15 protein-coding genes are annotated in these 11,761 nt (G+C 59.2%); 4 read left to right on the top strand and 11 right to left on the bottom strand.

The features are described from left to right. Window positions 1–185: 185 nt before the first annotated feature. A complete protein-coding gene (locus AC1DFC_RS03985; protein ID WP_478131972.1) occupies window positions 186–572 on the bottom strand; it encodes a limonene-1,2-epoxide hydrolase in 387 nt (128 codons plus the stop codon). Between the two features lie 156 nt (window positions 573–728). On the opposite strand from AC1DFC_RS03985, the gene AC1DFC_RS03980 reads away from it, so the two are divergent. Next, window positions 729–1,682: an AraC family transcriptional regulator gene (locus AC1DFC_RS03980; RefSeq protein WP_478080756.1), complete on the top strand. Its 954-nt coding sequence runs from the start codon at window positions 729–731 to the stop codon at window positions 1,680–1,682. A 13-nt stretch (window positions 1,683–1,695) separates the two neighbouring features. Beyond that, window positions 1,696–1,914 (top strand): hypothetical protein, encoded by a 219-nt coding sequence (locus tag AC1DFC_RS03975; protein WP_478080755.1) that lies wholly within the window; start codon window positions 1,696–1,698, stop codon window positions 1,912–1,914. Between the two features lie 217 nt (window positions 1,915–2,131). Here AC1DFC_RS03975 and AC1DFC_RS03970 read toward each other — a convergent pair whose 3' ends face one another. From AC1DFC_RS03970 to AC1DFC_RS03925, 10 genes are all read right to left on the bottom strand, one after another. Continuing rightward, window positions 2,132–3,121 carry a zinc-binding dehydrogenase gene (locus tag AC1DFC_RS03970; RefSeq protein WP_478080754.1) on the bottom strand — a complete coding sequence of 330 codons (990 nt, stop codon included), beginning with the start codon at window positions 3,119–3,121 and terminating at the stop codon, window positions 2,132–2,134. 82 nt (window positions 3,122–3,203) lie between these two features. After that, window positions 3,204–3,560, bottom strand: a complete 357-nt coding sequence (locus tag AC1DFC_RS03965) for an MmcQ/YjbR family DNA-binding protein (RefSeq protein WP_478080753.1) — start codon at window positions 3,558–3,560, stop codon at window positions 3,204–3,206. Beyond that, window positions 3,544–3,777: a hypothetical protein gene (locus AC1DFC_RS03960; protein WP_478080752.1), complete on the bottom strand. Its 234-nt coding sequence runs from the start codon at window positions 3,775–3,777 to the stop codon at window positions 3,544–3,546. Before AC1DFC_RS03960 ends, AC1DFC_RS03965 begins: the two co-directional genes overlap by 17 nt. Window positions 3,778–3,831: 54 nt before the next feature. Continuing rightward, a complete protein-coding gene (gene dctP / locus AC1DFC_RS03955; protein ID WP_478080751.1) occupies window positions 3,832–4,761 on the bottom strand; it encodes a TRAP transporter substrate-binding protein DctP in 930 nt (309 codons plus the stop codon). 32 nt (window positions 4,762–4,793) lie between these two features. Next, the gene (locus AC1DFC_RS03950; RefSeq protein WP_478080750.1) at window positions 4,794–6,095 is read right to left on the bottom strand and encodes an amidase; all 1,302 of its coding nucleotides are present in this window, start codon (window positions 6,093–6,095) and stop codon (window positions 4,794–4,796) included. Between the two features lie 125 nt (window positions 6,096–6,220). Continuing rightward, window positions 6,221–6,493, bottom strand: a complete 273-nt coding sequence (locus AC1DFC_RS03945) for a hypothetical protein (protein ID WP_478080749.1) — start codon at window positions 6,491–6,493, stop codon at window positions 6,221–6,223. Window positions 6,494–6,589: 96 nt separating this feature from the next. Then, window positions 6,590–7,120 carry a flavin reductase family protein gene (locus AC1DFC_RS03940; RefSeq protein WP_478083243.1) on the bottom strand — a complete coding sequence of 177 codons (531 nt, stop codon included), beginning with the start codon at window positions 7,118–7,120 and terminating at the stop codon, window positions 6,590–6,592. A 14-nt stretch (window positions 7,121–7,134) separates the two neighbouring features. Next, the gene (locus tag AC1DFC_RS03935; protein WP_478080747.1) at window positions 7,135–8,064 is read right to left on the bottom strand and encodes an ABC transporter substrate-binding protein; all 930 of its coding nucleotides are present in this window, start codon (window positions 8,062–8,064) and stop codon (window positions 7,135–7,137) included. Window positions 8,065–8,074: 10 nt separating this feature from the next. After that, complete coding sequence (locus tag AC1DFC_RS03930; protein WP_478080746.1) at window positions 8,075–8,467, bottom strand: cupin domain-containing protein; 393 nt, start codon at window positions 8,465–8,467, stop codon at window positions 8,075–8,077. 12 nt (window positions 8,468–8,479) lie between these two features. Continuing rightward, window positions 8,480–9,208 carry a DUF2848 domain-containing protein gene (locus AC1DFC_RS03925; RefSeq protein WP_478080745.1) on the bottom strand — a complete coding sequence of 243 codons (729 nt, stop codon included), beginning with the start codon at window positions 9,206–9,208 and terminating at the stop codon, window positions 8,480–8,482. A gap of 80 nt (window positions 9,209–9,288) precedes the next feature. Between AC1DFC_RS03925 and AC1DFC_RS03920 the strand changes: the two genes are divergently transcribed. Continuing rightward, window positions 9,289–10,899 (top strand): 4-hydroxyphenylacetate 3-hydroxylase family protein, encoded by a 1,611-nt coding sequence (locus tag AC1DFC_RS03920; protein WP_478083241.1) that lies wholly within the window; start codon window positions 9,289–9,291, stop codon window positions 10,897–10,899. Between the two features lie 189 nt (window positions 10,900–11,088). Further along, complete coding sequence (locus tag AC1DFC_RS03915) at window positions 11,089–11,655, top strand: MarR family winged helix-turn-helix transcriptional regulator (RefSeq protein WP_478080743.1); 567 nt, start codon at window positions 11,089–11,091, stop codon at window positions 11,653–11,655. The last annotated feature ends 106 nt before the right edge of the window (window positions 11,656–11,761 follow it).

Raw genomic sequence — 11,761 nt, 5'->3', positions numbered from 1 at the left:
TGATGATCCGATATGCGTTTGCCGGGCAATGTGGCTGCCTCCTCTTGAGGCAAACCACTTTAAGACCCGACCGCAAACGCACCCCGGGCGCGTGCGTCAACCGCTCAGGATAGTTGTCGTCGACCGCTCAAGATAATTGTCGCTGGCCAGCATTCCCAGGCCCTGCGCTATAGCGAGCGGGCGTTCTAGCCGGCGGAGAACTTCTGGATGTTGTTTACGTCGAAATAGTCCCGCCACTCGACGATCTTGTCGCCTTCCACCTCGAAGATGCCCATGATCATCACGCGTCCGACTTCGCTGCCGTCAGCACGCTCGAACCGGTCGAGCCTTTCGGTGAGAACGCGAGATCCGTCGGCGGCGATCGCGAGCATGTCGATATGGACCGTGGAGATGCTTACCGATGTCTCCAGTCCGTCGATCATCGCGATGGCTTCTTCGGGGCCGGTGGTGACTGAGACGCCTTCGTTGACCCAGCGCGTGTTGGGTGTGAACCAACGACGGACGGCTGGTCTTCCGCCGTCTTCGTGAAACGTTGCGCAAAAAGCCGAAACGGTTTCGATTGGGGTGGGCATGGCAGCTCCTATTAGGTGATTTAGAAGCCTCGTGGCCTCGGTATTGGGCCTGATGATAGGTTTTGGGCCGCGACGCCACGATGCCGGATCTTCCTCCACTATTGCCTGATTTTCCGGAAATCTTGATAATTTTGGGCAATCGGGTAGGATGCCTTGATGAGCGAACTCGACAAAATTCGCGCCATGGCGATGCGCCACGCTGGCGGTGCCAGTCCTCAACTGCCGAGACTGTTCGCCTACACCCTCGACCATACAACTGAGATTGACCCGCTGATCTACGATCCTGCGGCGTCCCTGGTGATCCAAGGAACTCAGCGCATGTTTATCGGCGACCAGATGTTTGAGTACGGCCCTGGTCAAAGCATGATTGTCGCGGCTGAGATCGCTGCGTTGGGCCAGATCTGTGAGGCGTCAGAGGATCAACCGTTTCTCGCAGTCGGTCTGTTTTTGGACCAAGCTCTGCTGTCGGATCTCGTACTTGAAATGGCTGCGATACCAGAGTTGCCGATTGAATCGGGATACGGGGTTAGCACCGCGAGCGCGTCGCTTCTGGGCGCTTGGGGAAGACTGTTGGAACTGCTAGATCGGCCAACCGAAATCCCCGTCATGGCTCAGTCCTTGGAACACGAGCTCATGTTTCGGTTGCTGATGGGACCACACGGCGGCCTGCTCCGTCAAATTGCCGGATCTGACTCGCGCCTGAGGCATATCCGAAAGGCCATGGCTTGGATCCGTGATCATTACACCGAGCGCCTCAATTTCAAAGCGGTCGCTGCACTCACGGGAATGAGCGTATCGGTCTTTTACGAGCGCTTTAAAGCCGTCGCCGCCGTCAGTCCCCTTCAGTATCAAAAGTATATCCGGCTCCACGAGGCCCGCCGTCGCATGATCGCGGACCAAGTGAGTGCGGCCGAGGTGGGGTTCTCGGTCGGCTATGAAAGCGCCTCACAATTCAGCCGCGAGTACAAGCGTCTCTTCGGAGCGCCGCCAGGTCAGGACGCTGAAAAAGCGAAGGCGGGCCTGGGGGGAATTAATCGGCCAAAATCGCTTGGCGCTCGGCCAGATGCTGATTGGAACGTCGAGCGTAGTCTCGACCCACGGCTAAGATGACGCTCGCTCGCAAATGGACGTCTTCGACAACCTGTTAGATCAGGGCCGCTCGATGCCTTCAAAAGTTCTGAGGACCTCGACCGCATGGGCGGTAGCGTCGTATGGCGGATTGCCGATCCCTTGGGTGCAAGCGCTCCAGCGCCAGGTCTCGTTCGGTGGTCATCACACGCAGTTCGCCGATGAGAGATTCGCTGCGCCGAGTGGCCTCGGCCAGGGCTTGCTGCAGGGCTGAGAATTCTTCGGTGGTGGGCATCTCAACCATTGCCTGCTTCGATCAACATGACGTGCAGGCGTTCCTCGAACATCGCATTGTCGAGGAAGATTCGGCAGCACTCAACGTCCGCGAATGAGTTGCCTCAAATGTATTGGACTCCACCGATCTCTGACCCCAGATTGGATTGAACCCCATCGACTGGACCACTGGGGAAAGATGAACTGATACGCTGTTGTTAGTCGAGCACGACGACATGCTTGCCTGGTGTGTTGCCGGCCTCCAGATCAGATTGCGCATCGCGCACGCCTTCCAGCCCTTGATAGACTTTGGCGACGCTAACTTTCATCCGTCCCGCAGCGATGGCTTCAAGCTGGCCGTTGAACACGTCGGCAGGAAGATCAGTAGCCTTACCGCCATAGCACGTCAGCCGGACGCCGAACGGAATGAGAGAGAACGGGTCAAAAACGGGCATCGTCCATTGGTCGCCCAGGGCCCCGGTAAAGCAGGTGGTTCCATGAACGCGGACCGCCTTCAGTGTGTCGGCCAGAACGCCACAGCCGACAAGCTCCAGTGCGGCATCGACCCCCTCGGGAACGATCTTACGCACGGTCTCAGCGATGTTCCCGCCATCGACGACCACATGACGGACGCCGACCTTGCGTAGCATTTCGGTCCGTTCAGAATTGCGTGTCGTGGCAATCACGGTGACGCCCATGGCGTCTGCAATGGTCGCGGCCGACAATCCCACTGTAGAGGTGCCGCCCCGGATCAGCAGCGTTTGGCCCGCCTTCAGGTCAAGGCCCGTGGTCAACGATCCATAGGCCGTTTGGAACATTTCCGGCAAGGCGCCGACGACATTCCATGGCAGACCCGTCTCGAACGGAATGACTTGGCCGACCGGCACCACGACATACTCGGCATAGGAGCCATCAAACGAACGCCCCATACCGCCCATCATGGTGGCGACCTTTTGTCTCGGCCTCAGATCGCTGTCGGCGGGCGCTTCATCAACCTCACCAACGCACTCGATTCCGGGAATGCGCGGCAAGGTTACATCGGGCGAGGACAGACCCTTGCGGGTGGTGACTTCGGATTCATTTACCCCGAAAGCTCGGATCCGGATCCGCACCCAGCCGGGTTTGATTTCCGGGACAGGACGCTCCTCCAGAATGAGGTTTTCGAGTGGACCGGCTTTGTACAGGACGATTGCTCGCATCGTTTTCATGATGAGCTCCTGGCTAGGTGGGACGTGGAACGACGTGCCGCCCCCAAGGGCGACGCTGCCGGGGTGGCCCTGCGTCAGCGAGCTATTTCGTGAGGTCGTAGCTCTCATCGAGGAGGGAAAAGATCTCTTCCTTCGATACAGAGCCGTCGAGAACGGCGGTGAGCCAGTGTTCCTTGTTCATGTGATAGGCCGGCCGAAAGCCGGGTTTGGTCTTGAGGTCATCGACATTCGCCGGGTGGCATTTGACGTCAAGGACATCGACCTCGCCTTCGCCTTTCAGGCCCAACTTTTCCCTGGGGACGTTCATCACCAGCCCGAACCATTTGTCATCATCCGAATGGCGGAGGACTGCATAACTGCGGTACTTTTCGAAGGGGTAATCGGGCTTGGCGTTGTACTTCTTTTTGGCGTAGTCAAAGATTTCAGAACGTTTGATCATGATCGATCTCCAGAGGTGTAAATCCGAACGTCTTGGGAAGAAGAACCAGACAGCTGAAGTCTTGCTCATCTGATTTATCCGTATCAGCCGATCCCTTTCGGACGCGCGAGAAGCCGGCCGTGCGCCGCGCCCGCAAGATCGAACTCGGCCCCTTCGCCACAAGAACCGTCAGGTCCACGAAGCCTTCCTTGCGCGCTACCCCGACCAGGATACGCATTCGCCGGATCGATGCGCGCGCCCACCACGAAGAGGGTGCTGCTACGGGAGCAGTCTACCTACCCTGAGGCGACGGGAAATACTCTCCGAGGATCGAGGCAGTCCGGTCACACGCGCCCTGCTCCCATTGACTGATCGCCTTGTGTCCGCCTTCCCAGAGAGCTTGCTTCAACTTCGCGTCAAGTTCCGGGAATACCCGGACGCCGGCAGCCATCATGTGGCGATGGTTCCGACGGATACGTCCATCCAAGTCGCACCAGAGCGAACGCTCGACCGCTTGGGCCGCTTGATCAACAAACCGTCGCTGGTCGACTGTCAGACCGAGGTACAGCTCTGCATTCATGACAGCAAAAGAAATAGGCGTTGCGTACTTGATGTCATAGAAGCATCGGAGGTACTTGCCGAGGCGCTGGCCTGCCGCGCCGTCACCCGATGAGAGTACGCCATCCAATTGGCCGTCGCGCAGACGGCCGAAGGCTTCTCCGATTGGCATTTGCACCGCCTGGCCGCCCGCGCTACGTACCACGTCAGCGGACATGTCGTCGTACGTGCTAATTCGCAACCTTTTGAATTCCGCCTTTGAATGGACCGACTCCCGCGTCCACAGTCCAGTTGGAGGCCAAGGCGAAACGTACAGCAGACGGACTCCCAGAGTGTCAAACGTTTGCTCGTAGTGCGGTCGCGCCACCGCCAGAAGCTGCATCGCGGACGCACGGGTCGACGATTGAAACGGCATTGAGCCGATCTGGAAGATTCGATCAACCGTGCTCAGCGCACCACAGTAAAGTTCGCCGATCTGAAAGTCGCCACGACGCACCGCATCCAGTATCGCAGTCGCCCGCAGTGGCAGGTCGTGACGACACTCGACGGTCGCCTTGGAGCAAGAAAGCTCGCGAAGCCCCGTGGCGAATCGGGACAGCCCAATCCCTGGCAAGGTGCCTTCAGGATATGCGGAGGCCGCATCCAAACGGATTGCGCTTTGCATGGCGTTCTCCTTCGTCGATCCGTATTGAGGCGCTAGGCGGAGAGCACCTGCTCGATGGCATGCGCGATGCTCAGCACCTGCCAATCGCGCTGGCGGTCACCCACGATCGACAGACCTACGGGGGCCGCACCGCGTTCGTGACACGGCAACGACACTGCGCAGCCGTCCAGGACGTTCACGATGGTGGGGTTGCGCAGCATCAACAGATTGACACGCCCATACTCGTCGCCATCTTCAAGTGCTTCCAACGTGGGCGCCACTGTGGGCACCGTCGGCATCAGGACAGCGTCGAAGGCCGCTATCTGCGCAGACCAGCGTTGAATCATCCGTTCACGTAGGCCCAGCAATGAGATGTAGTCGGCAGCGCTAATGCTCTTTCCGCGCTGGATCCGGACCGAGACACGAGGGTCGTACTCTCGCTCTTGGCTGGACAGGAGCTCACGGTGCCACTGGAAGGCTTCCGCGGCGACGAGTCCGCCGCCATGAAGGACATTCGGAATATCGGTCAGCACCGGCAACGTCAGTTCGTGCAAGATGGCGCCGGCCGCCGCAAGTTTTCTCAACGCGGCTTCGTATGCGTGCCCGACGGAATCGTCTAGCCCGTCCATGACGTAATTCCGAATGACGCCCAAATGGAGCGTGGAGAATTCGCGTTCGACGAGCGCTGCGGCGGACGCACTAATGACCGAGTACACCCGCGCGCAATCTGCCACTGTCGACGCGAGCGGCCCAATGGAATCGTAGCTGAACGAAAGGGGAAGCACTCCGTCCCGCGGGACCGTAGAAGCCGTTGGTTTCATTCCTACGATGCCGTTCAATGCTGCGGGAATGCGGCACGATCCTCCGGTGTCTGTCCCGATGGCGGCCCAGGCCATTCCTTCGGCGACGGACACAGCTGCGCCGGACGATGACCCACCTGGGATGCGGCGAGCCGGCCGATCCCATACGCTCACCGGTGTTCCATAGTGGGGATTGATGCCCAATCCGCTAAACGCGAACTCGGTCATGTTGGTTTTGCCGATGATCGCCGCGCCGCATTGGCGCAGTCGGGCAACAACGGCTGCGTCGTGCATTGCAGGCTTGGTATCTTTCAGCACGCGCGAACCAGCCAGCGTCTGAGCACCCTTCACATCGAAAAGGTCCTTGACCGATATCGCCACCCCCGCCAGAGGGTGTTGCTCGATGCCCACCTTTTCCAATGCGTCCGCGCTCGCCGCGGACGCGCGAGCTTGTTCGCGGTACACCTGCGTGAACGCAACGGCCCCTTGTCCCGTCGGATCGTCGATCCTCGACAGCATTGCTTCGACGGTTTCAAGCTTGGAGAGTGTTTCCATGACGTCCCTAAGGGAAGAAAGTATTAATGTGGTGCGCCAAGCAGCAATGTGCTTATCCGCTCCTGTTTGACTCGCACCGGACCTACGTGGACCGACGAATGAAACCTCTGACCGGCTGGGACCATTCAGCGCCCATCACAATGCCAAGCCGATAGTTGTGGCCGCATGGCCTTGTCGCACGGGGCATCCGACAAGCCAAGCATTTCGACGCTGCACTTCTGTAGCAACTCTGAGTCGCTCGTCATCGCGCGCTGCAAGCACTCGTCGAGGTAGGCCTTGTCGCTCTGCAAGCGCGACAAGTTGACCCACCAGCCCATGCCGGCCATCAGCCATTTGAAGTCAACCAGATTTAGGAATTGGTCGCGTCCTTCCGCGGCTTTGATGTATGCGGTATTCATAGCTACAACAACTTCTAGTGCCGAGTACCAGGATGAGTCAGAGGATCGTGGCGACTGTTGTCAGCCGTGCCTTGTGCGAGTCTGAAGCGGCCGCGCTCACCAGCCGTGCAAGTACAGGTTTTCGGGAGGCGGCTTGGTTGCGGCGTCAAGGGCGCTCAGGTGCCTGTACCTGCCACCACAAAAGATCAGCGACGGCTCGGCTTGAGGGATCACGCGAAATGCACTGACCCGACAGATGAAGATCTCATGGTCCCCTCCGTCGCATACGCTCCAGGGCTCGCATTCGAAATAGGCGTTCGCTCCCGGGACCATCGGCGCGCCGTTGGCAGCAAACGCAGGGTCGATGCCGATCCACTTATCGGTTCCCGCTTTTGCGAATCGGTTGGACAAATCCCGTTGCGACTCGCCGAGAATGGCGATGCAATAGGATTTCGCGGCCTTCCACTGGGCAATGCCGAGAGAACCACGGATCATGCTGAATAGCACAAGCGGCGGGTCCAGCGACACGGAGTTGAACGAACTGATGGTGGCGCCCATACGGTTGCCGTCCACCGTCGCGGTCACGATGGCGACGCCGGTTGCGAACTGGCCCAACGCGTTGCGAAATTCTTTCTGGTCGACGGACATGGCAGACCTCCTGCTTATGCGTTCCAGAGCGGCTTGAACTGCTCGGCAACCACGTCGGAATAGACGGGATGGGCGTGGAGAATGCCCAGAGATCGGGCAAAGGCATTCATGCCGTCCACGGCTCGCGTCGAGATCGACGCGTCGTAATACGGCAAGTCCCGCTCGATTAGCGTGGCAATCAGCGACGCTTCCGTGGGAGGAAACAGCTTTTCGCCAACCTTAGCCGCGATACCGGGGTTCTCGATCAGTGCCTTCTGGGTTCTGACCAAGGCATTCACCGCGGCTGCTACCAGATCGGGAGACTTCTCGATGAATTTGTCCGAAGCGGCAATCGACGCGAACGTGTAGTCGAAGCAACCCGCAGGGCCGTCTCCCCGACGCACATCCAGGACGACGGTACCGACGCCATTGCGGACAGCCACTTCGGTGCCCATGCCGTTGGCCCAGAAGCCGTCGATCTTCCCGTCTTCGAGCGCTTTCGCGGCTGTGACGCCAAAGTTCACGTTGCCCGCCTGAACCCCAGGCACAGGCGCAATCTGAACACCGTCAGCCTCGATATTGATCCCGCCGGCAGTCAATAGCTGCCGCAGGCCCATTTCGACCCATGGGGCCGCGCCGATCTTGCGGCCCTTGACCACGCTGAGGTCGCCCTTTTGGTGGACCAGATCGGACCGCATGACAAGGAACCAGTACATGCCTTGCGCCTGGGCGGCCAACAGCTTCACGCCTTTCCACTGCGGGAAGGCGGCCAAGGCGGAATGCGCCGATCCCCCCACAAAATCGACTCGCCCTTCTTTCAGCGCCGCATAGGCCTTGTCAACTGGGAAGATCAACTCAAGTGAAACGTCCAGGCCCGCGGCTTTGAAGAAGCCGAGTTCCACGGCAGCTTCGACCGGAAAGTAGGAGTTCGAGATCAGGTCGGGGACGGCAATCTTCAAAGTCATGAGGTGCCTCTTACTTCTTGCTCTCGTCGTAGTAATGAATCTCGTACAGCAGACATCCAGTCTCGGACTTGAACGGACCGTGCCAGACACCTGGGGGACGGCATGCATAGGTTGGTGCGGCGAACTCTTCCCCTCCCACGCCGTTCTCGTCGTTGCCCACCGTCAGATTTCCCGACACCAGGTAGACCTCTTCCCAGTGGTCATGAACGAAAGGCTTGGTGGAGAATGCGCCCGCTTCGAACCGAAGCAGTCGCGTCCGGCTGCCGGACTTGTTCACTTCGTCGATGTCACTGGCCAGAATCTTCTCTTGCACGCCCGCGCCCGGCGGATATCCAGGGGGGCTCTGCCATCCGTTGACCATGTCCAATGGGTGAAATTCAAGGTGGGGTTTGTTCATCGGCATAGCGCTCTCCTTTTAGCCCTCGATGGGCAGTTCAGACACACGATAGGAATGGCTCAGGCGGCGCTGGAGCACAGGGTCTTCCAGCTCCATTTCGAACTTCTCCGCGGGCTCCAAGTTGCCGTGCACCGCCAGCGTTCCACAGAACATGACCAGTCCGGGCGCGGGAACGTAGCCATCGCCGCCATAGAGTCTGAGAAGTTCGGTGGGATGGCGAATCTTGGCGAGCGGTCCCTCCTGGTAAAGGCGACGTTCACCGCCCTTGGTCATCCATGAACGAACGATGAGTTCGTTCCAGTGGCCGGCCACCTCCTCAAAGGCCCAGACTTTTGTTGATACGGGCTTGGCGCACATCTGCTTGGAGATGGTGATGCCCACGGTCTCCACTTCGCGATCGGTGTGGTCGGAGCCAATGCCCAACCACAAACCGCGCTCGGTGCTGAAGATCACGGGTTCCACCTCACCGCTCGCGGTGCTTCCCACCACCTCGATAGATTCGCGCTGGGTCAGCAACGTGGCAGCACCCCGGTAGAAGATTGGCGTCTTCTTAGGGCGTCGTACACCCAACGCCTCGAGTTCCAAGATGTGGGCTTCGATGGCCGCAGCGTCGCTGCCGGTCCAGCCCGCAATCACCAGGTCAGTGACAGGCACCTCGAGGGCATGTTCGCCCAGAGAGTCGGTCGTCTCGAAATGCAGCGTTGTTCGAACAGGGCTCGTTTCCATCTCGTTCCTCTTGATCAACATGTCACGGGTTCGTGGACCCCGGCGCTGCATCGCGAACCCAACCCATTGCATGCGCCAGATAGATGAGTTAACATACCTATGTGGCTGAGTATGCAGCGTTTGCGATCTGGCGTCAACCGTCCGATCTGGCGAAGCCGACCGAGCCAAGTCGCCGCCCCGTCAAAGGCGGTATCAAGTCGTTTCAACAAGGAGCTACAGTGGTCACAGCTAACTTGCGTACAGGTGATGAGTACCTACGCGCGCTGCGCGATGGTCGACAAATTTATGTGGATGGCGAACGGGTTTCGGACGTGACGACCCATCGCGCATTCGCGAGGGGAGCGCGCTCGCTGAGCAACCTCTACGACATTGCGGCGGCGCCCGAAAATCGTGAGGTGATGACGTACACGTCACCGACGACTGGAAATCCGGTCCTTCGCGGCTTTCAGATCCCGAAGACCCACGCAGATCTGAAGGCGAAGCGCCTGGCGAGCGAGATGTGGTCGGAAGCGACCTTCGGCCTCATGGGCCGCTCGCCGGACCACGTCGCTGGATTCTTCTCCGGCTATGCAGCCGTACCGAGCGTGTTCGCTGCTGGCGGACAGCAGTTTGCGGACAACGTGATCAAGTTCTACGAGCACTTGCGCGAGACCCACCAGTACGTGACGTATGCCATCGTGCCTCCGCAGATCGACCGCAGCAAGCCGGCACATCTGCAAAGCGACCCCACCTTGTACGCAGGGGTCGTCAAGGAGAGAGACGATGGCATCGTCATCAAGGGCGCCCAGCAACTGGCAACGGCCGGCGTCTACTGCGACTACATCTACATCAGCACCATCCACCCCCTGCAGCCTGGCGACGAGAATTACGCATTCGGCGTGGCTGTGCCTGTGGGAGCCCCAGGCGTCAAGCTGTACCCGCGCCGCCCCTTCGGCGGTCAAGCACTGAACTCCTTCGACTACCCGCTGTCCAGCCGCTTCGACGAATCGGACTGCTTCGTGGTGCTCGACGACGTGTTCATCCCCTGGGAGCACGTGTTCATTTACCGCAACCTCCAAGTCGCCCGCGACCAATGGTGGAAAACGCCCGCGCATCTGTACGGCAACTTGCAGGCGCAGGCTCGCTACGCCACCAAGCTGCGTTTCATGACCGGCTTGGCCAAACGCATGAACGAGCTGACGGGCAACGATGCCAACCCCGCGGTGCAGACCCAGATGGGTGAGTTGACCTCGCTCGTGTCCATCGTAGAGAACATGCTGCTGGCCCAGGAAGTGGCGGCTGAAACGGACAGCAATGGCGTACTGTGGCCGTCGCGCACTGCGCTGTACTCGATCATGGCGCTCCAATCGGAGTTGAACGCTCGCATGGTGGAAATCATCCGTGAGCTCTCCGGCGCCGGGATGATCACCCTCCCCTCATCGTTCAAGGACTTCCAGAACTCCGAAACCGCCGCCGACGTGCAGCGGTACTACCGTTCGGCAACCACCAGTGCCGACGAGCGCGTTGCGCTGATGCGGATGGCCTGGGACTTCATTGGCTCGGAGTTTGGCAATCGCCACCAGCAATACGAGAAGTTCTACGGTGGTGCGTCCTTCTTGGTCAAGCAAAATGTCAACCGTAGTTTCGACTACGCACGAGCAACCGGTTTGGTTGATCGCGCGTTGGCCCTTCCAGGCTTCGAAGGCGCATTCGGACCGGACGACTATAAGTAACGATTGCGCAATTACAAAGGGCCGGAGTCGACGCCGGCCCTTTGTCGGCGGACGGTCAATGCTCCCTATATTTGCGTCATATCAGTATGTTGACAACGGTAGCTGAAGAATATACATTGCACTGGATCAAAGTCTTTATAACCTGAGGTGCGCCGGCGCGCGACGCACATTCGGGACCAAGTAGATTAAATGACCTCCGTAACGAAGACTTCCCGTGCTCTGATCAAACCGCGTGAACCCAAACTCGAAGTGCCAGTTGCTTCCCAGCCGCTGTCCGTTGACCGTATCCGTCGCAAAAGCGCTGCAAGCCGCAAAGCGCGGGAGAGCAACAAGCACCTCTACTTCATAGGTGTTGCCGAAGCGCGCTACGTGCTGCGCAAAGTGTTCCGCATCGTCGAAGAGCAGGCAAAAAAGTTTGGCATCGATCCGTTGGCTCACCAGGCACTGATTCAAATCTATGGTTGCCCCGACATGGAGCTTCAGGTCAATCAGATTGCAAGCCGCCTTGATATCACACCGGCCTTTTCCTCCAGCCTTGTCAAACTGCTAGTGGAAAAGGACTTGGTGGTTCGTCGGCGTGGTGATCAGGATCAGCGGACGACCTATGTCGCCATGACGGATCTGGGCCGAGATACGCTGCACAAAATCGACGAGAGCGTGAAATTTCACGTGGACTATTTCGTCAGTCAGTTGAGCATCGAAGAGCGCGAGAGCGCCTTGTCAATTTTGATGTTCTACGTGGGCGCGAAGCTCTGACAGCCTGCCGGGTCGGGCTGGTTCCTCGCCGCGGCCGGCGGCACCGCCAGCAGATGGGCGCCGACCTGGCCGCTGCGATCAGGGCTGCGGAAGCTCTTCCCCATCC

This window comes from Variovorax sp. 10L421 (genome assembly GCF_056395365.1).
The sequence above is the reverse complement of the archived record's forward strand: the minus strand, read 5'-3'. Positions and strand labels throughout refer to the sequence as shown.